Origin of the sequence: Pseudomonas sp. PLMAX (assembly GCF_046042685.1) — a bacterium.
GTDB lineage: Bacteria > Pseudomonadota > Gammaproteobacteria > Pseudomonadales > Pseudomonadaceae > Aquipseudomonas > Aquipseudomonas putida_AE.
The window spans coordinates 1678111-1704009 of the sequence record NZ_CP064949.1; the positions used below are offsets into that span (position 1 = coordinate 1678111).

Annotated in this window: 29 protein-coding genes and 1 tRNA gene; 21 read left to right on the forward strand and 9 right to left on the reverse strand. The window is 59.4% G+C overall.

The genetic code is table 11. The annotated features are described in order from the left end of the window. The first annotated feature begins 112 nt into the window (after nt 1-112). Together DKB71_RS07680 and DKB71_RS07685 are read left to right on the forward strand one after the other, a co-directional pair. Nucleotides 113-367 carry a succinate dehydrogenase assembly factor 2 gene (locus DKB71_RS07680; protein WP_007898624.1) on the forward strand — a complete coding sequence of 85 codons (255 nt, stop codon included), beginning with the start codon at nt 113-115 and terminating at the stop codon, nt 365-367. Beyond that, nucleotides 351-803, forward strand: a complete 453-nt coding sequence (locus DKB71_RS07685) for a protein YgfX (protein WP_408600009.1) — start codon at nt 351-353, stop codon at nt 801-803. The genes DKB71_RS07680 and DKB71_RS07685 overlap by 17 nt, the downstream gene beginning before the upstream one ends. On the opposite strand, the gene nadB is transcribed toward DKB71_RS07685, so the two are convergent. After that, nucleotides 772-2388 carry an L-aspartate oxidase gene (gene nadB / locus DKB71_RS07690; protein WP_274073516.1) on the reverse strand — a complete coding sequence of 539 codons (1617 nt, stop codon included), beginning with the start codon at nt 2386-2388 and terminating at the stop codon, nt 772-774. The genes DKB71_RS07685 and nadB overlap by 32 nt on opposite strands. A 557-nt stretch (nt 2389-2945) precedes the next feature. Between nadB and rpoE the strand changes: the two genes are divergently transcribed. The 4 genes from rpoE (at nt 2946) to DKB71_RS07710 (ending at nt 6723) form a co-directional block, all read left to right on the forward strand. Beyond that, a complete protein-coding gene (gene rpoE, locus DKB71_RS07695; protein ID WP_003172477.1) occupies nt 2946-3527 on the forward strand; it encodes an RNA polymerase sigma factor RpoE in 582 nt (193 codons plus the stop codon). 31 nt (nt 3528-3558) lie between these two features. After that, nucleotides 3559-4146: a sigma-E factor negative regulatory protein gene (locus tag DKB71_RS07700; RefSeq protein ID WP_077184187.1), complete on the forward strand. Its 588-nt coding sequence runs from the start codon at nt 3559-3561 to the stop codon at nt 4144-4146. Nucleotides 4147-4154: 8 nt separating this feature from the next. After that, the gene (locus DKB71_RS07705) at nt 4155-5114 is read left to right on the forward strand and encodes a MucB/RseB C-terminal domain-containing protein (protein WP_274073517.1); all 960 of its coding nucleotides are present in this window, start codon (nt 4155-4157) and stop codon (nt 5112-5114) included. A 178-nt stretch (nt 5115-5292) separates the two neighbouring features. Continuing rightward, nucleotides 5293-6723: a DegQ family serine endoprotease gene (locus DKB71_RS07710; RefSeq protein ID WP_408600010.1), complete on the forward strand. Its 1431-nt coding sequence runs from the start codon at nt 5293-5295 to the stop codon at nt 6721-6723. A 64-nt stretch (nt 6724-6787) separates the two neighbouring features. Here the strand turns inward: DKB71_RS07710 and DKB71_RS07715 are convergent, their stop codons facing one another. Beyond that, nucleotides 6788-8221: a M48 family metalloprotease gene (locus DKB71_RS07715; RefSeq protein WP_323626691.1), complete on the reverse strand. Its 1434-nt coding sequence runs from the start codon at nt 8219-8221 to the stop codon at nt 6788-6790. A 98-nt stretch (nt 8222-8319) separates the two neighbouring features. Here DKB71_RS07715 and DKB71_RS07720 point away from each other — a divergent pair, with 98 nt between their 5' ends. Further along, a complete protein-coding gene (locus tag DKB71_RS07720; RefSeq protein ID WP_274073520.1) occupies nt 8320-8559 on the forward strand; it encodes a sulfurtransferase TusA family protein in 240 nt (79 codons plus the stop codon). A 31-nt stretch (nt 8560-8590) separates the two neighbouring features. Continuing rightward, nucleotides 8591-9661: an AI-2E family transporter gene (locus DKB71_RS07725; protein WP_274073521.1), complete on the forward strand. Its 1071-nt coding sequence runs from the start codon at nt 8591-8593 to the stop codon at nt 9659-9661. Nucleotides 9662-9770: 109 nt separating this feature from the next. On the opposite strand, the gene DKB71_RS07730 is transcribed toward DKB71_RS07725, so the two are convergent. Beyond that, complete coding sequence (locus DKB71_RS07730) at nt 9771-10244, reverse strand: peroxiredoxin (protein ID WP_274073522.1); 474 nt, start codon at nt 10242-10244, stop codon at nt 9771-9773. Nucleotides 10245-10254: 10 nt separating this feature from the next. Further along, nucleotides 10255-10815: a glycine cleavage system protein R gene (locus tag DKB71_RS07735; protein WP_008055980.1), complete on the reverse strand. Its 561-nt coding sequence runs from the start codon at nt 10813-10815 to the stop codon at nt 10255-10257. A gap of 330 nt (nt 10816-11145) precedes the next feature. On the opposite strand from DKB71_RS07735, the gene dapA reads away from it, so the two are divergent. From dapA to DKB71_RS07760, 5 genes are all read left to right on the forward strand, one after another. Then, on the forward strand, nt 11146-12024 hold the full coding sequence (gene dapA / locus DKB71_RS07740) for a 4-hydroxy-tetrahydrodipicolinate synthase (protein ID WP_408600011.1): 879 nt from the start codon (nt 11146-11148) through the stop codon (nt 12022-12024). A 17-nt stretch (nt 12025-12041) separates the two neighbouring features. Beyond that, nucleotides 12042-13157, forward strand: coding sequence for an outer membrane protein assembly factor BamC (gene bamC / locus DKB71_RS07745; RefSeq protein ID WP_274073523.1), 1116 nt, complete (start codon nt 12042-12044; stop codon nt 13155-13157). A 4-nt stretch (nt 13158-13161) separates the two neighbouring features. Further along, nucleotides 13162-13920 (forward strand): MBL fold metallo-hydrolase, encoded by a 759-nt coding sequence (locus tag DKB71_RS07750; protein ID WP_274073524.1) that lies wholly within the window; start codon nt 13162-13164, stop codon nt 13918-13920. Nucleotides 13921-13948: 28 nt separating this feature from the next. Further along, nucleotides 13949-14662: a phosphoribosylaminoimidazolesuccinocarboxamide synthase gene (purC, locus tag DKB71_RS07755; protein ID WP_408600012.1), complete on the forward strand. Its 714-nt coding sequence runs from the start codon at nt 13949-13951 to the stop codon at nt 14660-14662. Between the two features lie 84 nt (nt 14663-14746). After that, nucleotides 14747-14836, forward strand: a tRNA-Ser gene (locus DKB71_RS07760). Nucleotides 14837-14933: 97 nt separating this feature from the next. Here DKB71_RS07760 and DKB71_RS07765 read toward each other — a convergent pair. Beyond that, nucleotides 14934-15146 carry a hypothetical protein gene (locus tag DKB71_RS07765; protein ID WP_323606750.1) on the reverse strand — a complete coding sequence of 71 codons (213 nt, stop codon included), beginning with the start codon at nt 15144-15146 and terminating at the stop codon, nt 14934-14936. Nucleotides 15147-15445: 299 nt separating this feature from the next. On the opposite strand from DKB71_RS07765, the gene DKB71_RS07770 reads away from it, so the two are divergent. Beyond that, entirely contained in the window at nt 15446-15874 is a 429-nt protein-coding gene (locus DKB71_RS07770) for a hypothetical protein (RefSeq protein WP_323626695.1), read from the forward strand. Between the two features lie 61 nt (nt 15875-15935). Here DKB71_RS07770 and DKB71_RS07775 read toward each other — a convergent pair whose 3' ends face one another. Further along, entirely contained in the window at nt 15936-16142 is a 207-nt protein-coding gene (locus DKB71_RS07775; RefSeq protein ID WP_274073528.1) for a hypothetical protein, read from the reverse strand. Nucleotides 16143-16385: 243 nt separating this feature from the next. Between DKB71_RS07775 and DKB71_RS07780 the strand changes: the two genes are divergently transcribed. Further along, entirely contained in the window at nt 16386-17312 is a 927-nt protein-coding gene (locus DKB71_RS07780; protein ID WP_323626696.1) for a LysR family transcriptional regulator, read from the forward strand. 58 nt (nt 17313-17370) lie between these two features. Next, a complete protein-coding gene (locus DKB71_RS07785; RefSeq protein WP_408600013.1) occupies nt 17371-17736 on the forward strand; it encodes a 5-carboxymethyl-2-hydroxymuconate Delta-isomerase in 366 nt (121 codons plus the stop codon). A 3-nt stretch (nt 17737-17739) separates the two neighbouring features. Here the strand turns inward: DKB71_RS07785 and DKB71_RS07790 are convergent, their stop codons facing one another. Together DKB71_RS07790 and DKB71_RS07795 are read right to left on the reverse strand one after the other, a co-directional pair. Further along, on the reverse strand, nt 17740-18675 hold the full coding sequence (locus DKB71_RS07790) for a LysR family transcriptional regulator (protein ID WP_408600014.1): 936 nt from the start codon (nt 18673-18675) through the stop codon (nt 17740-17742). An 82-nt stretch (nt 18676-18757) separates the two neighbouring features. Then, nucleotides 18758-19936 carry a cyanate transporter gene (locus DKB71_RS07795; protein ID WP_408600015.1) on the reverse strand — a complete coding sequence of 393 codons (1179 nt, stop codon included), beginning with the start codon at nt 19934-19936 and terminating at the stop codon, nt 18758-18760. A 319-nt stretch (nt 19937-20255) separates the two neighbouring features. On the opposite strand from DKB71_RS07795, the gene DKB71_RS07800 reads away from it, so the two are divergent. The 4 genes from DKB71_RS07800 to DKB71_RS07815 all read left to right on the forward strand — a co-directional run bounded on the left by DKB71_RS07800 (nt 20256) and on the right by DKB71_RS07815 (nt 24536). Beyond that, complete coding sequence (locus DKB71_RS07800; protein WP_408600016.1) at nt 20256-21905, forward strand: phosphoethanolamine transferase; 1650 nt, start codon at nt 20256-20258, stop codon at nt 21903-21905. Between the two features lie 153 nt (nt 21906-22058). Further along, nucleotides 22059-23192 (forward strand): ribonuclease D, encoded by a 1134-nt coding sequence (gene rnd, locus DKB71_RS07805; RefSeq protein WP_323606755.1) that lies wholly within the window; start codon nt 22059-22061, stop codon nt 23190-23192. Beyond that, complete coding sequence (locus DKB71_RS07810) at nt 23189-23482, forward strand: YcgL domain-containing protein (RefSeq protein WP_274073535.1); 294 nt, start codon at nt 23189-23191, stop codon at nt 23480-23482. The genes rnd and DKB71_RS07810 overlap by 4 nt, the downstream gene beginning before the upstream one ends. Before the next feature lie 121 nt (nt 23483-23603). After that, on the forward strand, nt 23604-24536 hold the full coding sequence (locus DKB71_RS07815; protein ID WP_274073536.1) for a D-2-hydroxyacid dehydrogenase: 933 nt from the start codon (nt 23604-23606) through the stop codon (nt 24534-24536). Nucleotides 24537-24661: 125 nt separating this feature from the next. Here the strand turns inward: DKB71_RS07815 and DKB71_RS07820 are convergent, their stop codons facing one another. Then, the gene (locus DKB71_RS07820) at nt 24662-25255 is read right to left on the reverse strand and encodes a nitroreductase family protein (protein WP_274073537.1); all 594 of its coding nucleotides are present in this window, start codon (nt 25253-25255) and stop codon (nt 24662-24664) included. A gap of 164 nt (nt 25256-25419) precedes the next feature. Here DKB71_RS07820 and DKB71_RS07825 point away from each other — a divergent pair, with 164 nt between their 5' ends. Further along, on the forward strand, nt 25420-25869 hold the full coding sequence (locus DKB71_RS07825; protein WP_020797823.1) for a YcgN family cysteine cluster protein: 450 nt from the start codon (nt 25420-25422) through the stop codon (nt 25867-25869). Nucleotides 25870-25899: the final 30 nt, after the last annotated feature.

Consider the following 25899-nt stretch of genomic DNA (forward strand, 5'->3'; position numbering starts at 1 on the left):
AAGGGGCTGCCCCTGAAATGGGTAGTTCACAAAGGATCGTCGTGCCCGACCAAAGCCGACTGTTCGATGGGGCGCGGGGCTGTATACTTGCGGCCTATTTGAGGAGCGCTCCATGGTCGAAGATGTTGAACTGAATCGCCTCTACTGGCACAGCCGCCGCGGCATGCTTGAGCTTGACGTGTTGCTGGTGCCGTTTGTGAAAGAGGTTTATCCGCACCTCAACGAAGTGGATCGCGCCTGCTACGTCAGGCTGCTCGAATGCGAAGATCAGGACATGTTCGGCTGGTTCATGGAGCGCGCCGAATCGGAAGATCCGGAACTTCAGCGCATGGTTCGCATGATCCTGGATCGTGTCCAACCCAAGTAACGGCTTCGAATGCCGCTGGCATGCCTCTCGGCAGTTGCTGGCGGCGTATCTTTTGGCCCAGGCGTTCGCGTTGGGTTCGTTGTTCCTGCTCGCCATACCGCTCTGGGCCAGTCTGCCCGGTGCCTTGTGCTGTCTGTTGCACGGTGCCTGGGCGTTGCCTCGACAGATTCTACTGACCCACCCACAGGCTTTTCGCGGCTTGCGTCGTGACGCCGATGGCTGGCAGCTGTGGAATCAGGCGAAGGGATGGCTGCCGGTACAACTGCGCCCGGACAGCCTGGCGTTGCCGTTGATCGTGGTGTTGCGCTTTCGTCTGCGCGGTGAGCGGCGGGTCAGGACAATCTGCGTGCCCCGGGACTCGCAGGCGGCGGATCTGCACCGACGCCTGCGGGTGCGGCTCAAGTTCACTCGGCGTAGGTGGGCGGCACCAGAATAGTGTCCATGGCGACAGGTAGCATGTTCGGGTAGTCGAGGGTGTAGTGCAGGCCGCGACTCTCCTTGCGCTCCATGGCTGACAGGATCATCAGCTCGGCCACTTGGGCCAGGTTGCGCAACTCGATCAAGTCCCGGCTGACTTTATAGTTGCTGTAGAACTCGTCGATTTCGTCGAGCAACAGGCGCACCCGGTGCTGGGCCCGTTGCAGGCGCTTGTTGGTGCGCACGATTCCGACGTAGTCCCACATGAAGCGGCGCAATTCGTCCCAGTTGTGCGCAATGATCACGTCTTCATCGGAATCGGTCACCTGGCTGGCGTCCCAAGCCGGGAGGGCGACAGGGGCCGATACCTGTGGCAATTGCTCCAGGATGTCCGCCGCCGCCGAGCGCGCGTAGACAAAGCACTCCAGTAACGAATTGCTGGCCATGCGGTTGGCGCCGTGCAGGCCGGTGAAGCTGGTTTCGCCAATCGCGTACAGCCCTGGCACGTCGGTGCGACCTTGCTGGTCGACCATCACGCCGCCGCAGGTGTAGTGTGCCGCCGGTACCACCGGGATCGGCTGTTTGGTGATGTCGATGGAAAATTCGAGGCAGCGTTCGTACACCGTCGGGAAGTGCGTCTTGATGAAATCTTCGGACTTGTGGCTGATGTCCAGATAGACGCAGTCGACGCCGAGCCGCTTCATTTCATGGTCGATGGCCCGGGCGACGATGTCCCGGGGCGCCAGTTCTGCGCGGGGGTCGAAGCGCTGCATGAAGCGTTCGCCATTGGGCAGCTTCAGGTGCGCACCTTCTCCGCGCAGGGCTTCGGTGATCAGGAAACTCTTGGCTTGCGGGTGATACAGGCAGGTGGGATGGAACTGGTTGAATTCCAGGTTCGCCACCCGGCAGCCCGAGCGCCAGGCCATGGCGATGCCATCACCGCAGGCGCCATCGGGGTTGCTGGTATAGAGGTAGACCTTGGCGGCGCCGCCGGAGGCGAGGATCACGAAACGGGCGCCGTAGGTGTCGACTTCCCCGGTGCCACGATTGAGCACGTAGGCACCCAGGCAGCGATCACCTTCAAGGCCCAGGCGCTTTTCGGTAATCAGGTCGACCGCGACCCGCTGTTCCAGCAACTCGATGTTGGGCCGTTGCTGGGCCTGGGTGAGCAGCGTCCTGAAAATCGCGGCACCGGTGGCATCGGCGGCATGGATGATGCGCCGATGGCTGTGACCGCCTTCACGGGTCAGGTGGAACTCGAATCCGCCATCTTCGGTGCCGGATTGTTCGTCGCGGGTAAACGGCACGCCCTGGTCGATCAGCCATTGAATCGCTTCCCGGCTGTGCTCGACGGTAAAACGCACGGCATCTTCGTGACACAACCCGCCACCGGCGTTGAGGGTGTCGTCGACGTGGGACTCGACGGTGTCGGTGTCATCCAGTACGGCGGCGACCCCTCCCTGGGCCCAGAACGTCGAACCATTGGCGAGGTCGCCTTTGCTCAATACGGCAATGCGCAAATGACCGGGCAAGGTCAGCGCAAGGCTCAAGCCGGCAGCACCGCTGCCAATTACCAGGACATCGTGTTGAAACTGTTGGCTCATTTCAGGATTCCGCTCAAAGCGACCCGGGTCGGGGTAGGCGCCAGACATCTGGACAGGCATGCCCGGCAACCGCACAGCCCACTAGTATATAGAGGGGGGGAGCGGCACAATAGCCGAGCCGATATGGCATTGTGAAACTACTGTGACGGAAATCTGCCGACGCTTCGTCGGATGTTTTTTCCACCGGTTCGGCGACAAGCGAACTGTATCGTGGATTTAACACTCTTTTTCGCTTCAGGGTTGCACAATGTCGATTCTGTGCAGCTATAAATATTTGGAACTTTTGCCAAAGGCCCAAGATCAATAGACGGTTGCCTGAATCAAGGGACAGTGTCGGTTTCATCGCAGGATCGCGGTTGGATCCCTGGCGGTCAGACCGATGACAAGATTATTCGCGCAGCCGGGGAATCTCGAGCTGCGTTTTTCGTGCGTGCCGAATCAGAGCCCGCAGGAAACTTGCCTGGAGGGGGAGAACTTTTGCGAAAAGCCCGAGTCTATGTTTGCAAGCCCGGTCGTTTAGTAATGCAAGCCTCCTCCAAGCTTATCGAGGAGTGTTCATGCTAACCCAGGAAGAGGATCAGCAGCTGGTCGAACGCGTTCAGCGCGGCGACAAGCGTGCATTCGATCTGCTAGTGCTGAAATATCAGCACAAAATTCTCGGGTTGATCGTGCGTTTCGTGCACGACACCCATGAAGCCCAGGATGTAGCGCAGGAAGCCTTCATCAAGGCCTACCGCGCACTTGGTAATTTTCGCGGAGACAGCGCGTTTTATACGTGGCTTTACCGCATCGCCATCAACACGGCGAAGAACTATCTGGTTTCACGCGGCCGTCGGCCGCCGGATAGCGATGTCAGTTCCGAGGATGCAGAGTTCTACGATGGCGATCATGGCCTCAAGGATCTCGAGTCGCCAGAACGGGCTTTGCTGCGGGATGAGATCGAAGGCACCGTCCATCGAACCATTCAGCAACTGCCAGAAGATTTGCGTACGGCTTTAACTTTACGTGAATTCGATGGTCTGAGTTACGAGGACATTGCGAGCGTCATGCAATGTCCGGTGGGTACCGTGCGCTCCCGGATCTTCCGCGCCCGGGAGGCCATCGATAAAGCCCTGCAGCCTTTGTTGCAGGAAAACTAAAGACAGCGGCGACAGCCAAGAGAGGAACGCCATGAGTCGTGAAGCCCTGCAGGAATCGCTGTCCGCAGTGATGGATAACGAAGCGGACGAATTGGAATTGCGTCGGGTACTCAGTGCCTGTGACGATGTTGAAACCCGTGAAACCTGGGCTCGTTATCAGATCGCTCGGGCAGTGATGCACAAGGACCTGCTGCTTCCACGCCTGGACATTGCCGCGGCTGTTTCTGCTGCATTGGCCGACGAAGCCGTACCGGCAAAAGCCACCCGTGGTCCATGGCGCAGCCTGGGTCGACTGGCCGTTGCCGCATCGGTAACCCTGGCGGTGCTGGCAGGTGTTCGTCTGTACAACCAGGACGAGATCGCTGGCGTCGAGCTGGCGCAGCAATCCACCCAACCTGGCCTGGCGGTTCCACAAGTCAAGGGCCCGGCTGTGCTGGCAGGCTACAATGAGAGTTCGGAAGCCACTGGTCCCATGGCCAATGGTGTGTTGCAAGGTCAGCCAGGCTGGAACGATCAACGTTTGCCAGGTTACTTGCGCCAACATGCTCAACAGGCTGCACTGAAAGGTACCGAGAGCGCTCTGCCTTACGCGCGTGCAGCAAGCCTGGAAAACCGTTAAGGAGGATCATGCGCGCCATACCTCTACTTACGCTTTTGCTCAGTGGCTGGTTCGTTGTTCCAGCCCATGCCGATCAGGCTCAAGACTGGTTGACCCGTCTGGGCCAGGCCGAGCAGAAGCAAAGCTTCCAGGGTACTTTTGTCTACGAGCGTAACGGTAGTTTCTCTACCCACAACATCTGGCACCGCGTCCAGGATGGCAAGGTCCGCGAGCGTTTGATCCAGCTCGACGGCTCCGCTCAGGAGGTCGTACGCATTGATGGGCATACTCAATGCGTCAGCGGCAACCTGATGGCAGGGCTGGGGGATACCTCCAACTCCACCGCTCGTGCACTCGATCCACAAAAGCTCAAGAATTGGTATGACCTTGCTGTCATCGGCAAGTCGCGCGTGGCCGGTCGCCCGGCAGTGATTGTTTCCCTGACACCCCGTGACCAGCATCGTTACGGTTTTGAACTGCATCTCGATCAGGAAACCGGCCTGCCCCTGAAGTCATTGCTGATCGATGACAAGGGCCGTCTGCTCGAGCGCTTCCAGTTTACTCGACTCGATCCCGCCACGGTTCCCACCGACAGTGACCTGCAACCGGGCGCTGACTGCAAGGCGGTCAAGCTCGACAGCGACAAGGCTTCGGCGGTCAAGGACGCCCGGGTCTGGCATTCGGACTGGTTGCCACCGGGTTTCGAACTGACCAGCAGTACGACCCGCAAGGATCCAGAGACCAAGGCCCAAGTCAACAGCCTGCTGTATGACGATGGTCTGGCGCGTTTTTCAGTGTTCCTCGAGCCCTTGAGCGGTGCAGGTACCACCGACACCCGTACGCAACTGGGCCCAACCGCCGCCGTCTCCCGGCGCTTGAGCACGCCGCAAGGCGAGATGATGGTGACTGTGGTGGGTGAGATCCCGATCGGCACCGCTGAACGGATCGCCTTGTCCATGCGCACCGACGCTACTGCAACCCAGCAGTGACTTGAAATCGAAATGTTTAGTGAGCATTTCAATTTGCAAATCCCCCCAATATTTTTTATAGGTCAGAGCCCCTCGGCTCTGGCCTTGTTTGTTGTTCCCGGAACAAAAATACCGGCGTATCTTTCCCGGTGTTCCTTGCTCCATATCGCTTAACCATGCTCGTCGTAACGGGAGCCGTATGTCGATACCACGCTTGAAGTCTTACCTCTCCATTTTTGCCACCGTGCTGGTGCTCGGTCAGGCGGCCGCTGTCCAGGCGGTCGAATTGCCTGATTTCACGCAACTGGTCGAACAGGCGTCGCCTGCGGTGGTGAACATCAGTACCACGCAAAAATTGCCTGAGCGCAGAGTCAACCAGCAGATGCCTGACCTCGAAGGCTTGCCGCCGATGCTGCGCGAGTTTTTCGAACGTGGCATGCCGCCACAGCAACCTCGATCCCCCCGTGGCGACCGCCAGCGCGAGGCGCAATCCCTGGGTTCGGGTTTCATCATTTCGCCTGACGGCTACATCCTGACCAACAATCATGTGATCGCCGATGCCGACGAAATCCTCGTGCGTCTGTCCGACCGCAGTGAAATGAAGGCCAAGCTGATCGGCACCGATCCGCGCTCCGACGTGGCGCTGCTGAAAATCGAAGGCAAGGATCTTCCGGTCCTGAAGCTGGGCAAATCCCAGGATCTGAAAGCCGGGCAATGGGTCGTGGCCATCGGCTCGCCGTTCGGTTTTGACCATACCGTGACCCAGGGCATCGTCAGTGCCGTCGGCCGCAGCCTGCCGAATGAAAACTACGTGCCGTTCATCCAGACCGACGTGCCGATCAACCCGGGTAACTCGGGTGGGCCGCTGTTCAACCTCAACGGTGAGGTGGTCGGTATCAACTCGCAGATCTACACCCGTTCCGGTGGTTTCATGGGCGTATCGTTCGCGATCCCTATCGACGTGGCCATGGACGTTTCCAATCAGCTCAAAAGCGGTGGCAAGGTCAGCCGTGGCTGGCTGGGCGTAGTGATCCAGGAAGTTAACAAGGACCTGGCCGAATCGTTCGGCCTGGAAAAACCAGCCGGTGCGCTGGTCGCGCAGATCCAGGATGACGGCCCGGCTGCCAAGGGTGGGCTGCAGGTAGGCGATGTGATCCTGACCATGAATGGACAGCCGATCGTCATGTCCGCCGATCTGCCACACCTGGTGGGCGCATTGAAGGCCGGCTCCAAGGCCAATCTGGAAGTGATCCGCGAAGGCAAGCGCAAGAATGTCGAGCTGACGGTTGGCGCTATCCCGGAAGAAGGCAAGGAGCTTGATGACCTGCCGCAGTCGAGCATCGAGCGCAGCAGCAACCGCCTTGGCGTCTCGGTAGTCGAACTGACGGACGAGCAGAAGAAAACCTACGACCTCAAGGGCGGCGTGCTGATCAAGGAAGTTCAGGACGGTCCTGCGTCGATGATCGGCCTGCAGCCGGGCGATATCATCACTCACCTGAACAATCAGGCGATCGGTTCGGCCAAGGAGTTCACGGACATTGCCAAGGCCTTGCCGAAGAATCGCTCGGTGTCGATGCGCGTACTGCGCCAGAACCGCGCGAGCTTCATCACCTTCAAGCTGGCTGAATAACCCGCCTGTTGGTTGAATAAAAAAACCGCCTCGAATGAGGCGGTTTTTTTTGTCGCTGAAAACGTCAGCCCATCATGTCCTTGATCATGCGTTCCTGCTCCATCAGCTCGCGCTGGCGGGCATCGATTCGCGACGACAGCGGGAAATTGCTGCCGGCCTTGCGCTTGGCAAAATCCAGTTGCTGGATGGCCTGGCGATAGTCGCCCACCAGTGCGAAATACTCGGCGCGCGCCTGGTGCAGGCCGATGATGTTGCCCGACAGGCCGCGGGTTTCGGCCACCTGATACCACACGTCCGGATCGTCCGGGCGCGATTTGAGTAGGCCTTCGAGGGCCTTTTCGGCATCGGCGGCGCGGTTCTGTTTCAGCAGCAGGTCGACGCGAACCTGGTTCAGTGGATAGTTGCCGGGGTATTGCGTCAGCAGGCGGTCAACCCTGGACTGTGCATCCGGCAGGCGATTGTTGGTGATGTCCAGATCGACCTGGGCGAGGTTGTAGATGATCTCGTTCGGCGCCTTGGCCAGCAACTGCTTGAGGTTTTCCCGTGCTTCGTTCAGCTGTCCGCCCTTGATCTGGGCGATCGCCAGACCATAGCGCGCCACATCGCTTTTCGGGTTTTCATCCAGCAGGGCGCGGAAGCGCTTGGCGCCCAGGCCTGGGGTTTCTTCATAGATCAGCTGGACCCGGGCACGAATCAACTGATAACGCAGGGTGTCTTCGATGCCGCCCTGCCGGGCCTGCTCGGCGCGGTTGCGGGTGTCGGCGATACGCGATTCGGTCACCGGGTGAGTCAGCAGGAATTCCGGCGGCTTGGCATCGAAGCGGTACTGACGCCCCAGGCGTTCGAACATGGTAGGCATGGAGCGGGGGTCGTAGCCTGCCTTTTCCAGATTGAGGATACCGATGCGATCGGCTTCCTGTTCGTTCTGGCGCGAGAATCGCCGTTGTTCCTGGATGGCTGCCGCCTGTGTCCCTGCAATCGCCGCAATACCGGCATCGCCGGCACCTGCCGCGGCAATCACGATACCGGCCAGCAGCGCGGCCATCATCGGTACCTGCATGCGCTGCTGGGCCTCGACGCCACGGGCAAAGTGGCGCTGCGACAAGTGAGCCAGTTCGTGGGCCAGTACCGAGGCATACTCGCCTTCGGTCTGCGCATTGAGGAACAGGCCGCCGTTGACCCCGACAATCCCGCCGGGCGCCGCGAACGCGTTGAGCTGCGGGCTGTTGATCAGGATGAATTCCAGGCGCCGGTCATTGACCTGGCTGGTCTCCACCAGGCGGTAGACGCTGGACTCGACGTAGTCCTTGAGCTGCGGGTCATTGAGCTGAGCTACCTGGCTGCGCAACAGGGCAAGCCAGGCGCGACCCAACTGATACTCCTGTTGCGGCGAGACGATGGCAGAACTGGCGTCGCCGAGTGACGGCAGGTCGTCGGCGAAGCCCGGTGAGGCAAGCAGGCAAGCGAGCGTCAGCAGGGTAGGGCGCAAAAAAGTCATGCACAAAGCCTTAGTCGACAAAGAGCTTACTGTAGCCGGACACCAGCCCTGCGACCAGATATTCTAGGCAACTCAGCCACCTGACCCGGAGTGATGCAATGATCGACGCTGTAGCCCATGACGTTGAACTGGACGCCAGTGGCCTCAATTGCCCCTTGCCGTTGCTCAAGGCCAAGATGGAACTCAATAAGATGTCCAGTGGTACGGTGCTCAAGGTCATCGCCACCGATGCAGGCTCGCAGCGTGATTTCCGCACCTTTGCCCGATTGGCCGGTCATACGCTGCTGCGTGAAGAAGATGAAGCGGGCATTTACCGTTACTGGTTGAAAAAAGCCTGAAACCAGCTGCGTTCGTTACTAAGGATTATTGATGTTCAAAGTGTTGCGCGACTGGATTCAGCGCTACTTCTCCGACGAAGAAGCCGTGGTACTGGCGGTCCTGTTGTTCCTGGCGTTCACCGCGGTGCTGACCCTGGGCGGCATGCTGGCGCCGGTGCTGGCCGGGATGGTGCTGGCCTACCTGATGCAGGGTCTGGTGGTGAGCCTGGAGCGCCTGCGGGTGCCGGGTGGCGTCGCAGTGGGGCTGGTCTTCGCGCTGTTCATGGGGCTGCTGCTGGTGTTCATCGTGGTCGTGGTGCCGTTGCTCTGGCACCAACTGATCACCCTGTTCAACGAATTGCCCGGCATGCTTGCCAAGTGGCAGACCCTGTTGCTGCTGTTGCCGGAGCGTTATCCGCACCTTGTGTCCGACGAGCAGGTGCTGCAGGCCATTGAAGTGGCCCGGGGCGAGATCGGCAAGTTCGGTCAATGGGCGCTGACGTTTTCGCTGTCGAGCCTGCCGCTGCTGGTCAATATCATGATCTACCTGGTACTGGTGCCGATCCTGGTGTTCTTCTTTCTCAAGGACCGGCAAATGATCGGCGAGTGGGTGCGCGGCTACCTGCCCCGTGAGCGGGCGCTGATCACCCGTGTCGCCCATGAAATGAACCGGCAGATCGCCAACTACATTCGTGGCAAGGTCATCGAGATTTTCATTTGCGGCGGGGTGACCTACATCGCCTTTGTCGTCCTGGAACTCAATTATGCGGCGCTGCTGGCCTTGCTGGTGGGCATTTCGGTGGTCGTGCCCTACGTCGGGGCGGTGGTGGTGACCGTGCCGGTGTTCCTGATTGCGCTGTTCCAGTGGGGCTGGAGCGATCAGTTCATCTATCTGATGGCGGTCTACGGGATCATCCAGACCCTGGACGGCAACGTGCTGGTACCACTGTTGTTCTCGGAAGCGGTGAACCTGCATCCGGTGGCGATCATTTGCGCGGTGTTGTTGTTTGGCGGGTTGTGGGGCTTCTGGGGGGTGTTCTTTGCGATTCCCCTGGCGACGCTGTTCAAGGCCGTGCTGGATGCCTGGCCGCGTAAAGAGCCGGTGGTGGCGCCGCTGCTTTGAATGCTGGCTCTGAGGGCCTCTTCGCTGGCAAGCCAGCTCCTACAATGGTCGCGCGTACCTTGTAGGAGCTGGCTTGCCAGCGAAGGCGTCAGAACAGACACCCAATTAATCAGGCTTGGTTAAGGGTCTGGGCGGCCGCCAGAACCGCATCCACATGCCCCGGCACCTTCACGCCACGCCATTGCTGACGCAACACACCGTCCTTGTCGATGAGGAACGTGCTGCGATCCACGCCCATGTATTCCTTGCCATAGAGCTTTTTCAGCTTGATCACATCAAACAGCTGGCAGAGCGCTTCTTCCTTGTCGCTGATCAGCTCGAAGGTGAAGGCCTGCTTGGCCTTGAAGTTCTCGTGAGACTTGAGGCTGTCGCGGGACACGCCGAACACTTCGGTGTTGGCCGCCTTGAAAGCGTCCAGCTGGTCGCGAAAACCCTGGCCCTGGGTGGTGCAGCCCGGTGTGCTGTCCTTGGGGTAGAAGTAGATGACTACCTGCTTGCCCTTGAGGTCGGCGAGGCGCACGGTTTGCCCGCTGGTGGCGGGTGCTTCGAAGTCGGCAACCGGTTGGTCGAGTGCAACGGCCATGAATGCTTCCTTACATTGGGTTCTGTGGACGCCACGGTTCGATCAGGGCGTCGAGGTTCAGCGCGTCGGCGAAGTCCAGGAACTGGTCACGCAGCCAGCTGATCTGCACACCGGCCGGCAAGGTCACGGTAAACGTGGCATTGAGCATGGTGCCGCCGGTCTGCGGCGCCTGGTAGGTGTCACAGGTCAGGTTTTCCAGTTCGACGTTGTGGTCCATGAAGAACTGGCACAGCTCGTTGATGATGTCCGAGCGGTAGGCCGAGCTGACATAGGCCACGTAGGGCAGGGCCTGGGGACGGTTCTCCAGGGCGGCGCTGCGCACCACGTTGACGGTGAAGGCGTGGCGTTTTGCCAGGGTCGGCAGGCTGCCCTCCAGGCGAGCCAGGGCGTCCCAGCTGCCGGAGATTTCGAGGACCAGCGCACTGCACTCGCCATGACGCGTCAGGCGGGAGGTGACCACGGCGCAGCGATTTTCATGGCTGGCGCGGCACAGGACGTTAGTCAGCTCCATGGGGTTGGCGCCGAGGGCACTGATGACAAGGAATTGTTCGCGAACTGTGGGGGTGGACATGCAGCATTCCTAAAGCGATGAGCGGTCGGTACTTCTATCGGCTGGTTTTGCCGGGAGCGAGCCTGCGCATGCGAACTCCCAAAGCTTCGGGCACAAGGTCGCAACGTGGCTCCAGAGTAGCAGGAGCGGGGGTGGCAACCCTGGATCGGGGGCTTGGGATGTCGAAAGTGGAGGCGCAAACCCGAAATACGAGCTTAGCAGTATCGATCAAAGTCTGAAGGGTAGCGAAAAGCGGCGCCAAGGGGAATGGCGGCAGCGCAGTACTTCGCTTGTACAAGCATCTTGGCGCCAGTACCATTACGGCTCTCTTTTTCCGGCAGGAGCGGTTGCATGATTGCGGGCAGTATGGTGGCACTGGTCACACCCATGGATGCACAAGGTCGTCTCGACTGGGACAGCCTGAGCAAACTGGTGGACTTTCACCTGCAAAACGGCACCCACGCCATCGTGGCGGTCGGCACTACAGGTGAATCGGCCACCCTTGATGTGAGCGAACACATCGAAGTGATCCGTCGCGTAGTCAAGCAGGTCAACGGCCGCATTCCGGTCATCGCCGGTACCGGCGCCAACTCGACTCGCGAGGCGATCGAGCTGACCACCAATGCGAAGACCGCCGGCGCCGACGCTTGCCTGCTGGTCACACCGTACTACAACAAGCCGACCCAGGAAGGCCTGTACCAGCACTTCAAGGCGATCGCCGAAGCCGTCGATATCCCGCAGATCCTCTACAACGTGCCAGGCCGCACCGCCTGCGACATGCTGGCCGAGACCGTGATCCGCCTGTCGAGCGTCAAGAACATCATCGGGATCAAGGAAGCCACGGGCGACCTGCAGCGCGCCAAGGCCATCATCGACGGCGTCGACAGCAACTTCCTGGTCATTTCCGGTGACGATGCCACCGCGGTCGAGCTGATCCTGCTGGGCGGCAAGGGCAATATTTCGGTGACCGCCAACGTCGCCCCGCGTGACATGGCCGACCTGTGCATTGCCGCGCTGAACGGCGAAGCCGAGAAGGCGCGCGCCATTCACCAAAAACTGATGCCACTCAATAAAATCCTGTTTATCGAGTCCAATCCAATTCCCGTGAAATGGGCGCTGCATGAGATGGGCCTGATGCCGGACGGAATCCGTCTGCCGCTCACCTGGCTCAGCGCCGAATGTCACGAACCGCTGCGGCAGGCCATGCGCCAGTCCGGCGTCCTGGTTTAATTGAGGAAGTACAACGCATGAAGCGAATGGCCGGACTTTCCGCGCTTGCCTTGATCATCTCCAGCACCAGTGGCTGTGGGTGGCTGTGGGGCCCGGATGGTTATTTCCGTGACCGTGGTAGCGACTACCTGGAAGCGCAACAGACCGCACCGATGCAACTGCCACCGGATATCACCACTGCCAAGCGTCTGGATCCGCTGTTGCCGATTCCGCGCAATGTCGCCGATGACACCGCCAAGGGCGAATACATCGTGCCTCGTCCGCAGCCATTGACCGCTGCCGCCGACGCCAGTGCCTACTCGCTGCAAAAGAGCGGCGATACGCGCTCGATCCTGGCGCAGAATCCGCCAGCGGAAGCCTGGCCCGTGGCCGTACAGTTCTTCCAGGACAACGGTTTCCGCCTGGACGAACAGCGCCCTCAGACTGGCGAATTCACCACCACCTGGCAGCGTTCCGACGAACTGTCCGCAGCCATGGCCAAGCGCCTGAGCGCAGCCGGCGTCGCCTCTGACAGCGAAATCCGTGCCCGGGTACGTATCGAGCCGGGTGTGCAGCGCAATACCAGTGAGATCTACGTGGTCACCGCCGAGCGTCCTGCCGGCAGCACGGCCGACGTCGCTTTCACCAACCGTTCGGTCAACACTGGCCTGGACGCGGCACTGGTCGACGACATGCTGGCGAGCATGAGCCGCATCTCCGAGAAGGGCGGTTCGGTCTCCATGCTGGCTTCTCGCGATTTCGACGCGCCAAGCCGCATCAGCCTGAGCGAAGACGGCAGCGGCAACCCGGTGCTGAACGTCGGCACCGACCTGGATCGTGCCTGGTCGAGCGTCGGCCGTGCGCTGGAGCAGGGCGAATGGCGTGTTGAAGACATCAACCGCAGCCTGGGCCTGTACTACATCAACCTCGCTGAAAAAGCCGAGAAGAAAGACGACAAGCCCGGGTTCTTCAGCAGCCTGTTCGGCAGTGCGCCGAGCAAGGAAGAAGTCGAGTCCCGTGCCGAGCGTTATCAGGTTCGCCTGAGCAAGGTCGGCGAAAGCGTCCAGGTCACCGTCGAGAAAAACATCAACACCGTGGCGCCGGCTGACGTGGCGCGCAAAGTGTTGAGCGTGATTCAGGACAATCTGGGCTGATCACATGCGTTTTGCCGTTCTCGGCAGCGGTAGCCAAGGGAATGGCACGCTGATAGCCAGCGCTGATACGTACGTGCTGGTGGATTGTGGTTTCTCCCTGCGGGAAACCGAAAAACGCTTGCTGCGCCTGGGTGTGAACCCTGCGCAGCTGAGCGCGATACTCGTGACCCACGAACATGCCGACCACGTGCATGGCGTGGGTTTGCTGTCTCGGCGCTACAATCTGCCTGTCTACCTCAGTCGCGGCACCCTGCGCGGGATGCGCAAACCGGTGGAACCCGCGGGCTTCCTGGCCGGTGGCGAACAACTGCAGATCGGCAACCTGAGCATTGGTGTCATTGCCGTGGCCCACGATGCGCAGGAGCCGACGCAATACGTGTTCAGTGACGGTGAGCGGCGCTTCGGCCTGTTGACCGACCTGGGCTCGTATTGCGACAAGGTGCTGGAAGGCTATCGCGACCTCGATGCATTGATGATCGAGGCCAACCATTGCCGGGACATGCTGGCTCGCGGTCATTACCCCTACTTTCTCAAGCAGCGGGTGGGCGGTGAGCTGGGACATTTGAACAACCATCAGGCGGCATTCCTGGTGTCCGAGTTGGGCTGGAAAGACCTGCAACACCTGGTCCTGGCCCATCTGAGCAGCAAGAACAACCTGCCGCGGCTGGCCCGGCAATGTTTTGTCGACACCCTCGGGTGCGACCCGGACTGGCTGCAACTGGCCGATCAAGATTCAGGGCTCGACTGGCGACACATCGCCTAGCCCACCTACTTAGCAAGCGGAGCCCATCATGGAAAAACGTGAAGAACTCTACCGCGGCAAAGCCAAATCGGTTTACAAGACCGACGACGCCAACCGCTTGATCCTGCTGTTTCGCAACGACACTTCGGCGTTCGACGGCAAGCGCATCGAACAACTCGACCGCAAAGGCATGGTGAACAACAAGTTCAACGCCTTCATCATGCAGAAACTCGAAGAAGCCGGCGTACCGACCCAATTCGACAAACTGCTGGGCGACAACGAATGCCTGGTGAAGAAGCTCGACATGATCCCGGTCGAGTGCGTCGTGCGTAACTACGCCGCCGGCAGCCTGGTCAAGCGCCTGGGCGTTGAAGAAGGCATGAAGCTCAAGCCTTACACCTTCGAACTGTTCCTGAAGGACGACGCCAAGGGCGACCCGTTCATCAACGAATCCCACGTCGTGGCCTTCGGTTGGGGCACTGCCGAGCAACTGGCGCGCATGAAGGAACTGTCGCTCAAGGTCAACGAAGTCCTGAGCAAACTGTTCGACGACGCCGGCCTGCTGCTGGTCGACTTCAAACTGGAATTCGGCGTGTTCCACGACGGCTCCATTGTCCTGGGCGACGAATTCAGCCCGGACGGCTGCCGCCTGTGGGACAAGGCCACCAAGAAGAAAATGGACAAGGATCGCTTCCGTCAGGGCCTCGGTGACGTCATCGAAGCCTACGAAGAAGTCGCCAATCGTCTGGGTGTACCGCTTTAATCGACGCAAGCATCTGATAGCACAGAAAAAATTTTCGAAAGAGGGTTTGCTTTCGGCAAAAGTGTTGTTATGATGCGCGCCGTTGGAGAGATGCCAGAGTGGCCGAATGGGACGGATTCGAAATCCGTTGTACCTTCACCGGTACCTAGGGTTCGAATCCCTATCTCTCCGCCATTACATGGAAAAAGCCCCGTAGCTGAAAAGTTACGGGGCTTTTTTGTTTACGCAAAAAACTGTCAGGTTTTTATTCGCACGGGGTGCGCAGGGCGAATCAGTTACCCATGGTGGCGTGGGTGATGATTTCGTTCTCGACCTTCAGATTGATTCGTGCAGGGTTGTAGTCCTTGGTCATTCTGAACGCGATACCTATCGGCCGAACTTTCAGGCCGGTCTTCTTCGCGAGATCGGCGCGAAGCTCCTCGGTGTATGGCTGACCGATGTACTGTTTGGCAGTTTCCAGGTGTTGATTCAAATCGATAGTCATGTATTGCTTCCTTGCGATAATGAAATGAGCGAATGTGCTCCCGTTATCCGGATTGGATGACGCAGGAGCATTCTGTAAGAACGGTAGTTATTTATCATCCGTCGGAGTGTATCGCGATGTTTGACTCCATTGTCGGTTATTGTTTGGCGAAAGATCTTGTTTCAAAAGTTTCAAGTAAACTTAAGGGGCAAGTTTCATAATGGATGGATGGTGCGCAATGATGAGGTTGTAGTGCACTAATCTGCAGAATATTCCTACGCAATATCTAATGATTTCCTACAATTACAACGAGGTCACATATGCTCAGGAGTATTGCCGCTGCCATCCTGGTTGTTTCCGTTCCCGCGTGGGCTGCCCAGGCCCCTGCGGCCTTTACCGGTACCGATTATAGTGGGCGCTATGAATGTATTGGCAAGGACAGCCATATTGGGGGATTTAAAGGGGTGGTCGACATGACACTCAATGCCGAACAGAGTACCGGGAAGTATGGCGCTTATAACTTTGTACTGACGCTGGAGGACAAGTCCAGGTATGACGGGTTCGCTGCCGGCACGTCCGACTCGCTGGCCATTTATTTTGCGCATACCGATCCGTCATTGAAGGATTATGGAGTCGGTGTTGCACAGGTTGTTTCAACGCCGGAGGGGAAAGTGTCGTTCACCAAGTATTATTATGGTCCTGAATACAGTGGCGGCGGTCACGGTATGGAGCATTGCGTTAAAAGCTGAATTGATCGAGCAAGTCGGTGAAGCTGCTCGTCAAGAGCAGCTTCCTGTTGCCCGGGCAGTCTTACGGCTGCGAGTGGCCCAGTTTTCTCTTGATCAAGTCGTAGACGTCCTTGTGGGTTGAGTTGTGCAGGGATTTGTCCTGGCAGGCCGATGCCAGGAAGTTTTTCACTTCGTCCCTGGCGTGAGGATAAAGCCCGGCGACGTAGTCGGCTTCATGCGCCTGGGTGCAGTTGAAGTGCTTGTCGTCTTTCGCTTTGTCTCTAGCCATTGAAACTCTCCTGTTGTGTTCGAAGGTTATAGGTCCGGGCCGGTTTTGCCCGAAGCCCCCTGAGCTTAGGGGCGCGAGGCTGTACCGCCAGGGGTGCGACGAAATCAGGAAGGGGCTGTAGGACCCGTCGCGTGAGCCTGTTGGCATTAAACACAAATCACTTGAGGCATTCGTTCAGTCGCATAGACGCCGATTGTTACATCTCCCTAAACTGTCGATAGTTTTACAGCGCGGGGTCAATGGATGAATCGCAACGAACTACGCAAGGCCGACATCAACCTGATGGTGGTGTTTGAAACGCTGATGCTCGAACGCAATGTCACCAAGGTGGCGAAGAAGCTGTTTCTTGGTCAGCCGACCATCAGTTCGGCGCTCAATCGCTTGCGTACCATGTTCAACGACCCGTTGTTCATCCGCGTCGGGCATCGCATGGAGCCGACGGCGCGGGCTGAAGAGATCTTTCGGCATCTGTCGCCGGCGCTGGATTCGTTGTCGGTGGCGTTGAGCCTGACCCATGATTTCGACCCGAGCAGCAGCACCATGACCTTTCGCATCGGGATGTCGGACGATGTCGAGTTCGGCCTGTTGCCGCCGTTGCTGCGGGCGTTGCGCCAGGAAGCGCCGAAGGTAGTGTTCGTGGTGCAGAATGTCGACTACTGGCGCATTCCCGACTTGCTGGCGTCTGGCGACATCACGGTTGGCGTCACCCAGACCCGCGGCCTGCCAGCCAACGCCAAGCGCAAGTTGTTGCGGCACATCCGTCCCAGCGTTTTACGCGCCGACGCCAGCGATACACCGCTGACGCTCGATGAATACTGCTCGCGCCCCCATGTGCTGGTGTCGCATATCGCCAACGTCAGTGGTTTCGCTGACGAGTGGCTGTCAGCAATCGGCCGCACGCGCCAGGTGGTGCTCTCGGTGCCGCAATACAGTTCGTTGCCAGCCTTGCTCGCCGGGACCGACCTGATTGCCAGCCTGCCGGATTACACGGCAGAGGCCATGGCGGCGTCCGGTCAGGTGTTCATGGAGCCGTTTCCGTTCAGTACGCCGACCCTGGAGTTGTCCATGGTCTGGCTCAGCCATGTCGACAGCGACCCTGCCGAGCGCTGGTTGCGCTCGCGACTCGAAGCGTTCATGGGCGAGCGCAATCTTTTGTCGTTACCCCAGTGAGCAAGGCAGCGCCGTGTTATACCTATGAACTTTTCCACCGACCTACAGGAGTAATGCCATGCCTCACCTGCACCTGGAATACACCGCCAACCTGCCTGATCTGAACGCTGACGTGGCGTTGATGCGTATGAACAATGTGCTGGTGGGCTCCGGTCAATTCGGTGCCGAATTCGACATCAAGAGTCGCGCGGTGAAGCTCGAGACGTTCAAGGTCGGCACGGCATTGGCCGAGCGGGCGTTTGTGCATGTGAAACTGGCCGTGCTGAGCGGTCGCTCCGCGGAGATCAAGAAGCAGCTGTCCGACAGCCTGCTGGCCGTGGTCAAGGATCTGTGTGAATGGCCGACGGGGGTGGAGGTGCAGTTGTGCGTGGAGATTCTCGACATCGATCGCGAATCCTATGCCAAGACTACCGTCGGCGTCTGAGTTTCAGGCCGTGTCCAGTTCGGCGCAAGCCTCGATTACTTCCTCACGTAACCAGATGTTCGCGCTGTCCTGATCGGCGCCCTGGCTCCACTGCATGTCGAGGGTGAAACCCGGCAGGCCGCTGGGCGCTTCGCAGCGCTCGAAGACGGTGTCATCGGCCAGCAATTGCTGGATGCGCCGGGGCAGGGTGAGGATGAAGTCGGTGCCGCTGATCATCTTCAGGGCTGCGCCGTAGCTATTGGCCCGTGCGACGATCTGCCGTTGTCGGGTTTGCTGCGCCAGCCAGCCGTCGACCATGTTGCTGGTGGAGGTCCAGGGCGTCGGGAACACATGACGGCGCTCGACGAAGGTTTGCAGGCTCAGGTGTGGGTGCGATGGGGCGTTGCGTTTGTCGAAGACGCAGACGAAATCGTCTTCCAGCAGTGTGCGCACCTTGAAGTCGGCGTGGCTTCGATGAAAGTCCGGACCGAAACCTATCGCCAGATCCAGGCTGCCATCACGCAGTGCCTGGGCCGGGATGTCGGTCTCGAGCTTATGCACATTGACCACCACCGCAAGCTCGGCGCACGCGAAGCGCTTCAACAGGCGCGGCAGCACCAGCTGCTCGAAGTATTCCGGAGCGCAGAGGTTGAAAACCGTTGGTTGTTGGGTGGGGTCGAACTTTGAGGCACTGGCGTGGCACAGGTTGATGCTGTCGAGGATCGTCAGCACGTGGGGGTACATGCCGTCGGCTTTGTAGGTGGGGCGCATCCCGGTGCGGGTATTGATGAACAATTCGTCGTCAAACACTGCGCGCAGTTTTTTCAGGCAGTAGCTCACGGTGGACTGGCTGACGCACAGCGTCTCGGAAACGCCGGAGACGCTGTTTTGCTCAAACACGGCGACGAACACCATCAAGTCCTGCATGTCGAGCTTTCGTAGCACGTTGCTGTTCAGCATCCTTTCTGGCTCATGTGCAAACTTGAGCGAATGATCCTAGCGCAATGAAGGCAACAGGAGAATGCACTGCAAGCATTCGGAGTCAGTGCATGTGCCTGGCGTAATGCCGTGGATCGAAGCGCAAGGCCATCAGGATCATCAGCGCCATGACCCCGGTGAGTGACCACCAGGCCCATTCGAAACTGCCGAGCCGGTCGCGGATCATCCCGGCCGCCAGCGGCGAGAGACCTGCGATCAGGTAGCCGATGCCTTGCACGAAGGCCGTAAGGCCACCCGCTTGCCGAGGCTCGTCCAGGTGATCCAGCGACACGATCAGGCTCATTGGGAACAGCCCGCCGATCCCCAGCCCCAACAGGCACGGCCACAGGAGGCCGAGGTTTCCCGGGCTGAGAATCAACCCGCAAAAACCGACCATGATCAGCGCCAGCAACACCACCAGCACCAGGCGTCGATCACGGCTGCGGTTGGCAATGGCCGGAACCAGCAGGCCGGACAACACCTCCATGGCGGTCAGGAAGCCAAGCAACAATCCGGCATCCTGTTCGCTCCAGCCCTTTTCCACGTAGTACGGCGCCAGCCAGGCCAGCACGCAGGTGTAGGACGCCGTGCCCAGGCCGAAAAACGCCGCGAGCAACCAGGCGCGAGGATGGCTGAAGAAGGAGCGGTGGCTGGTTGAACCCGGCGTCGGTGCCCCCACGCGTTGACTGCACCAGAACAGCAGCGCGAGCACGGCCAGCACCGCCCAGATGGCCAGGCCCATGCGCCAACTGCCTGTGTGGAGCATCACCAGGGGGGAGAAAGAGGCGGCAATGGCGGCACCACCCATGATCGAGGTGACATAGAGCCCCATGCACAAGGCCACGTTGTCGCTGAATCGGGATTTGATCAGCGTCGGCATCAGCGCCTGGATCAGTGCGATGCCGATGCCGGCCAATACGGCACTGAGGATCAGTTCCAGCGCCGAATCGAGGAACAATCGCGATGCAGTGGCCAGGCCGATGACCAGCAGCGACAGCACCACCGTGCGGCGCTCGCCAAGGCGTTGGCTGATCGCCAGTCCAAAGAACATCGCCAGCCCCATGGTCATGACCGGCAGCAGGGTCAGCAGCGAGGCGAGACTGAAACTGAGCGGGATGTCGCCGCGAATCGCCGACAGCAAAGGACCGACTGCAGCCATGGAGGGCCGCAGATTCAGGGCGACCAAAACAATGCTGAACATCAACCACAGGGCAGGGCGGGAGGTAGCGCGAATATTTTCCATGATCGGACCTTGATGAATCAGGGGCCGATTAGGCGCGAGTGGTTCGCAGGCGGCAAATCAGAAAATCCCGGGCCGTATCGGGAAATTAAATACTGCTGCGATGAGACCTCTTCAGATGTTCGGACCTTAGCTCTTGCTGAACCGGAACTGAACCATTCTCAAATAAGCGGAAAGTTTCATCGAGTGTAGTAGAGGCAACTAATCGTTGGCTTCTTTTTCACGAAAAATTGATGGTCGGCTACCTACAGTTAGTGTCGCCGCGATAAATGAAATTTTCACATTTGTTGACGGCGCTTCTTTTCAGGAACAGCCGAAAATCATGTTGAAGATTAAAGCCGTGCGCCCGGAGTGGGTGACACTGATTGCCAGTGCCTTTTTATTGACTGCCTGCAATTTTGTCCTGTGGCAGCACCTTTTAGATATCACCGCGGCTGACGGTAAAGGCATCGTCCTGCGCGTGGCGTTCGGGGCGATGATTCTCGCGGCCTTCAACATTGTCCTGACCTTGCTGGCTTTCCGGTCGGTGCTTAAACCCCTGCTTACCCTGCTGTTCATGATCAGTGCCGGCGTCGCTTATTTCATGGGCCAATACGGTGTCCTGATCGACGTGGGCATGTTGCGCAACTTCGCTCAAACCAATGCCACGGAAGTGCGCGACTTATTGTCTTTGAAGTTACTGGCTTATATTGTTTTTCTTGGTGTGCTGCCGTCCTGGTTGTTGTGGAGAACGCCGGTTAATTACCGCCGCTGGCATCGGGAGTTATTAAGCAAGGCACTGGTGACTGTTGCCTCGGCGGCGGTCATTGGCGGTGTTGCACTGGTTAACTATCAAGGCCTGTCTTCATTGTTTCGCAATCACCACGAACTGCGCCTGATGGTGGTTCCGAGCAACTATATTGGTGCCTCCGCCGGTTACTTGCGCGAACAGGTCGCCTCGGCACGCCAGCCCTTTGTCAAAGTCGGTGAAGATGCCCGGCGCGATTCTGCCTGGCAAACCCATGGTCGCAAGTCGCTGACGGTCCTGGTGGTGGGGGAGAGTGCCCGGGCAGAGAACTTCGGTATTCTCGGCTACAACCGCGATACCACGCCGAAACTGGATAAGGAAGCCGGGCTCATCGCCTTTACCGACGTGAAGTCATGCGGCACTGAAACAGCGGTGTCGGTGCCCTGCATGTTTTCCAACATGGGGCGCAAGGATTACAACGCGAGCAAGGCCAGGAACGAAGAAGGCCTGCTGGATGTGCTCAAGCGTGCCGGTCTCGACGTGATCTGGCGTGACAACCAGTCTGGCTGCAAGGGGACTTGCGATAGGGTCACCCTCGACGACCTCAGCAACCTGAAAGACCCGGTGCTGTGCGCCAACAGTGAATGCCGCGATGAAATCCTCCTGCAAGGCCTGCAACATTTCATCGATACCCTGGATAAAGACACGGTGTTGGTACTGCACCAGATGGGCAGTCACGGTCCGGAGTACTACAAACGTTATCCAAAGGAATTCGAACGCTTTACCCCGGTCTGCAAGAGCAATGCACTGAACAATTGCAGCCGCGAAAGCATCATCAACGGCTACGACAACACCCTGGTGTACACCGACCATGTGCTGTCGACCCTGATCGATCTGTTGCGCAGCAACCAGGACAAAGTCGATACCGCGATGCTTTATCTGTCGGACCACGGCGAATCCCTGGGTGAATACAACCTGTTCCTGCATGGCACGCCTTACATGCTGGCACCGGATCAACAGAAGCATGTGGCAATGCTGGCCTGGTTCTCCGACAGCTATCAGAAGTCGTTCTCGGTGGACACCCATTGCCTGCAACTGAGTCGGGAAAAGCCCTTGAGCCAGGACAACCTGTTCCATTCGATGCTGGGGCTGCTGGAGGTCAACAGCCAAGTTTATAACCAGGACCTGGATATGTTTGCCGGGTGCCGCAGAGCCGCAATCGATGGCGTGCTGGCCAAGGGGTGAGGGTTTAGGTGGCTGGGAAAGGTCGGTTAGGCCTTGTTTGCCGGACTATTCTTACGATCAGGAAGGCATTTTCGCTAAAGCTCTTGTTCAGTGAATGCGCGGAAATCGTCGGGGGCGATATATACTGCGCGCCATTCTTCAAGGGAGAGCCGTGTGGCCATCGATATTCACTGGATTCGCGACAACGAAAGCCTCGGTCGGTTTTGCACCGAGTGGCAGCAACTGCCGTTCGTTGCCCTCGACACCGAATTCATGCGGGTCGACACCTTCTACCCGATCGCAGGCCTGCTGCAGGTCGGCGATGGCGAACGTGCCTACCTGATCGATCCGCTGACCATCGACAACTGGCAGCCCCTGGCCGCCTTGCTGGAAAATCCGGCGGTGGTCAAGGTTGTTCATGCGTGCAGCGAAGACCTCGAAGTCCTGCTGCGCCTGACCGGTAGCCTGCCGGCGCCGCTGTTCGATACCCAACTGGCCGCCGCTTACCTGAACCTGGGTTTCTCCATGGGCTATTCGCGGCTGGTGCAGGAAGTGCTGGGCATCGACCTGCCCAAGGGCGAAACCCGTTCCGACTGGCTGCAACGTCCGCTTTCCGAAACCCAGATCAGCTATGCCGCCGAAGACGCCGTGCACCTAGCGGAAGTCTTCGTCAAGTTGCGCCCGCAACTCTCGGACGACAAATACGCCTGGGTCCTGGAAGACGGAGCGGAGCTGGTGGCCAACCTGCGCCGCGAGATCGACCCGTACGAGGTCTATCGCGACGCCAAACTGGCCTGGAAGCTGTCCCGCGCGCAGCTGGCCGTATTGCGTGAACTCTGCGCCTGGCGCGAGCAGGAGGCGCGTGCCCGCGACCTGCCGCGCAACCGCATCATCCGCGAGCATTCGCTGTGGCCGTTGGCGCGCACCCAGCCGGACAACCTCGGTGCACTGGCGAAAATCGAAGACATGCACCCGCGTACCGTGCGTCAGGACGGCGAGTTTCTGCTTGATCTGATCAAGCGCTCTGGCAGTGTGTCGCCGGAACAATGGCCGCCCGCCGTGCCTGAACCGTTGCCGGTGGACGCCGCCGCGCTGCTCAAGCGGCTCAAGGCCATCGGCCAGGCCGAGGGCGAACGCCTGAACATCGCGCCTGAGGTGATGCTGCGCAAGAAAACCCTGGAAGCGCTGCTCAAGAGCGGCTTCCCCAATGGTCCCTACCAATTGCCTGATTCATTGCGTGGCTGGCGCCGCGAATTGATGGGCCAGGCGCTGCTCGACAGCCTGGCCACCGCCGGAGAACAGCCTTGAAACGTATTTGCTCGATCTACCGCAGTTCGAAGAAAAACGAGATGTACCTCTATGTGCTCAAGAGCGATGCCCTGGAGCGTGTACCGGAACCCTTGATGGCCGCCTTCGGCAAAGCGATCCACGCGTTCGACCTGGTGTTGAGCCCCGAGCGTAAATTGTCGCGCGAGGACATCACCGTCGTGCTGGATAACCTCGAAAAGCAGGGCTACCACCTGCAAATGCCGCCGGCGGAAGAGGAATACATCGAACACTTGCCGGAAGAATTGCTGCGACGCAACGATCCCATGTGATCGATAGACGGGCTTCGGTTCGAAGCCTTGATCAACACTGGAATGATTTTGGCGATGGCCGCACGGACGGAGCAGGACTCTGTCGGCGGCCGTCTGCACTGTTTTTCGAAAGGTTTGAAGCATGCGCGTCCTGATTGCTGAACACGACCACCCGGTGTACGCCCGACTGTTGCAAGAAACGGCGCCTGATGTGGAAGTACTGACCAGCGGCGATTCCGCCGAACTGGCACGCCTGGCGGCCGATTGCCCGGTCTGGCTCGGCCAGCCCGACTTGCTGGCGACCCTGCTGCGTCAGGGCCATCAGCCGCAATGGCTGCAGTCGACCTGGGCGGGCATCACGCCGCTGCTGGCCGACGGCTTGCCTCGGCACTATCGCCTGACCCGCGCGGTGGGGATTTTCGGTCAGGTCATGGCCGAATACGTGCTCACCTACATGCTCGGCCACGAACGTGAAGTGCTGGCGCGGCTGGTCAGCCAGGTCGAGCGCAAATGGGACAGTCGTCATGGCCAGAGCCTGGCGGGGCGCAAGGTATTGATCGTCGGCACCGGTGATATCGGGCAGACGGTGGCGCAGTTCCTCGTGCCTTTTGGTGTGCAGTTGTATGGCATCGCCAGTGAGGCCCGTGAGCAGGCCCCCTTTATCGAAGTCGGTTCGCTGGCGGATCTGCCACGCTTGGTCGGTGAAGTGGATTATGTGGTCAACCTGCTGCCAAATACACCGAACACCCACGATATCTACGATGCGGCGCTGTTCAAGCAGTTCAAGCCGAGCGGCTTGTTCATCAACGTCGGGCGCGGTGTGGCGGTGGTGGATGCGGATCTGGTGGAAGCCTTGAAGGAAGGCCATCTGGTGGGCGCCGTGATCGACGTCTGTCGCCAGGAGCCGCTGCCGCAACGGCATCCGTTCTGGACGGCCTTCGGCCTGCTGCTGACGGGCCACAGCTCGGCACCGACGTCGCCGTCGTTGATGGTAGAGCTGTTTGTCGCGAACCTGCGGGCGTATCAGGCGGGTGAAGCGTTGCGCGGGGAAGTGGATTTCAATCGCGGCTACTGAATCTACCCCAATCAACATGTGGGAGCGGGCTTGCTCGCGAAGGCGGTGTGTCAGTCAACAACTTTTGTGACTGACACACCGCCTTCGCGAGCAAGCCCGCTCCCACATTGGTTTTGCAGTGTGGCTTAGAGGGTGAAGTCGCCTTCAGCAGCCAGTTCGCTCAGCGGACGCCGCGGGCTCGGCTCTTCACGGGCTTGCAGGTAATCTGCCAGCGTCGCTTTATCCCCCAGCTTGCCCACTGCCACGGCCGCATGCAGGGCGTAGCCTTCAGGAATGTTCAGCTCCTTGCGGGTCAGTTCCTGATCGAAACCGGCCATGCCGTGGGTGTGCCAGCCGCTGATGCTGGCTTGCAGCGCCAGGTGGCCCCAGGCGGAGCCGGTGTCGAAGGTGTGCCACAGTGCCGGGGTCTCTTCGCTGGCGCCAGGCGCGGTGAAGGTGGTTTTCGAGATCACGATCACCAGTGCCGAGGCGTGTTGCGCCCAGCTGCGGTTGAATTCATTCAGCAGGCCCAGGTAACGCTCCCAGTTCGGCGTATCGCGACGCGCATAGAGAAACCGCCAAGGCTGCGAGTTGTACGCCGACGGTGCCCAGCGCGCGGCTTCGAAGAAGCTCAGCAGGGTTTCTTCAGGAATGCTTTCGCCGGTGAAGGCGCGGGGCGACCAGCGATCGGTGAACTGAGGGTGAATGACATAATCGGCAACGCGTGGGTTGGCACTCATCAAGAGATTCCTGGCTACGTTTGAAAGTGGGAGCGACGCAAAACCCTACTTGGCGGCGCGATGACTGACAAGCGTGTTCTACCGGCAGTCGCCAATGCTTGGCCCGCGGGGCTGCGGGCACTAGACTGGCGGCCTTTTCACCACCTGATGTCGATGCTCGAACCATGGCCGCCAAAGTAGAACCGTTCTGGATACGCAAAACCCTCGATCAACTTGATCAGCAGGAATGGGAATCGCTGTGCGACGGCTGTGGCCTGTGCTGCCTGCAAAAGCTCGAAGACGAAGACGACAACAGCGTCTATTACACGCGCATCGCCTGCAAACTGCTGGACCTGAAAACCTGCCAGTGCAGCGATTACCCCAACCGTCGCGCCTCGGTGCCGGATTGCATCCAGCTCACACCGGGCAAGGCCGACGAGTTCAAATGGCTGCCACCGACCTGTGGCTATCGCCTGGTCAGCGAGGGCAAGGACCTGCCGCTGTGGCATCACCTGGTGTGCGGTGATCGCGACGCGGTGCACCACGAACGTATTTCCCAGTCCGGGCGCATGCTCGCCGAAGGCAGCGTGGCGGAAGAGGATTGGGAAGACCATCTGATTTTCCGCGCAGGTTAAAGCGCAGCGCAGGTCAAGGTTTCACGAAGG

Bases quoted from the DNA above. Each gene is read 5' to 3' on its own strand.
- DKB71_RS07680 (WP_007898624.1), top strand. From the start codon at position 113: ATGGTCGAAGATGTTGAACTGAATCGCCTCTACTGGCACAGCCGCCGC.
- nadB (WP_274073516.1), bottom strand. From the start codon at position 2,388: ATGAGCCAACAGTTTCAACACGATGTCCTGGTAATTGGCAGCGGTGCT.
- rpoE (WP_003172477.1), top strand. From the start codon at position 2,946: ATGCTAACCCAGGAAGAGGATCAGCAGCTGGTCGAACGCGTTCAGCGC.
- DKB71_RS07700 (WP_077184187.1), top strand. From the start codon at position 3,559: ATGAGTCGTGAAGCCCTGCAGGAATCGCTGTCCGCAGTGATGGATAAC.
- DKB71_RS07705 (WP_274073517.1), top strand. From the start codon at position 4,155: ATGCGCGCCATACCTCTACTTACGCTTTTGCTCAGTGGCTGGTTCGTT.
- DKB71_RS07710 (WP_408600010.1), top strand. From the start codon at position 5,293: ATGTCGATACCACGCTTGAAGTCTTACCTCTCCATTTTTGCCACCGTG.
- DKB71_RS07715 (WP_323626691.1), bottom strand. From the start codon at position 8,221: ATGACTTTTTTGCGCCCTACCCTGCTGACGCTCGCTTGCCTGCTTGCC.
- DKB71_RS07720 (WP_274073520.1), top strand. From the start codon at position 8,320: ATGATCGACGCTGTAGCCCATGACGTTGAACTGGACGCCAGTGGCCTC.
- DKB71_RS07725 (WP_274073521.1), top strand. From the start codon at position 8,591: ATGTTCAAAGTGTTGCGCGACTGGATTCAGCGCTACTTCTCCGACGAA.
- DKB71_RS07730 (WP_274073522.1), bottom strand. From the start codon at position 10,244: ATGGCCGTTGCACTCGACCAACCGGTTGCCGACTTCGAAGCACCCGCC.
- DKB71_RS07735 (WP_008055980.1), bottom strand. From the start codon at position 10,815: ATGTCCACCCCCACAGTTCGCGAACAATTCCTTGTCATCAGTGCCCTC.
- dapA (WP_408600011.1), top strand. From the start codon at position 11,146: ATGATTGCGGGCAGTATGGTGGCACTGGTCACACCCATGGATGCACAA.
- bamC (WP_274073523.1), top strand. From the start codon at position 12,042: ATGAAGCGAATGGCCGGACTTTCCGCGCTTGCCTTGATCATCTCCAGC.
- DKB71_RS07750 (WP_274073524.1), top strand. From the start codon at position 13,162: ATGCGTTTTGCCGTTCTCGGCAGCGGTAGCCAAGGGAATGGCACGCTG.
- purC (WP_408600012.1), top strand. From the start codon at position 13,949: ATGGAAAAACGTGAAGAACTCTACCGCGGCAAAGCCAAATCGGTTTAC.
- DKB71_RS07765 (WP_323606750.1), bottom strand. From the start codon at position 15,146: ATGACTATCGATTTGAATCAACACCTGGAAACTGCCAAACAGTACATC.
- DKB71_RS07770 (WP_323626695.1), top strand. From the start codon at position 15,446: ATGCTCAGGAGTATTGCCGCTGCCATCCTGGTTGTTTCCGTTCCCGCG.
- DKB71_RS07775 (WP_274073528.1), bottom strand. From the start codon at position 16,142: ATGGCTAGAGACAAAGCGAAAGACGACAAGCACTTCAACTGCACCCAG.
- DKB71_RS07780 (WP_323626696.1), top strand. From the start codon at position 16,386: ATGAATCGCAACGAACTACGCAAGGCCGACATCAACCTGATGGTGGTG.
- DKB71_RS07785 (WP_408600013.1), top strand. From the start codon at position 17,371: ATGCCTCACCTGCACCTGGAATACACCGCCAACCTGCCTGATCTGAAC.
- DKB71_RS07790 (WP_408600014.1), bottom strand. From the start codon at position 18,675: ATGCTGAACAGCAACGTGCTACGAAAGCTCGACATGCAGGACTTGATG.
- DKB71_RS07795 (WP_408600015.1), bottom strand. From the start codon at position 19,936: ATGGAAAATATTCGCGCTACCTCCCGCCCTGCCCTGTGGTTGATGTTC.
- DKB71_RS07800 (WP_408600016.1), top strand. From the start codon at position 20,256: ATGTTGAAGATTAAAGCCGTGCGCCCGGAGTGGGTGACACTGATTGCC.
- DKB71_RS07815 (WP_274073536.1), top strand. From the start codon at position 23,604: ATGCGCGTCCTGATTGCTGAACACGACCACCCGGTGTACGCCCGACTG.
- DKB71_RS07820 (WP_274073537.1), bottom strand. From the start codon at position 25,255: ATGAGTGCCAACCCACGCGTTGCCGATTATGTCATTCACCCTCAGTTC.
- DKB71_RS07825 (WP_020797823.1), top strand. From the start codon at position 25,420: ATGGCCGCCAAAGTAGAACCGTTCTGGATACGCAAAACCCTCGATCAA.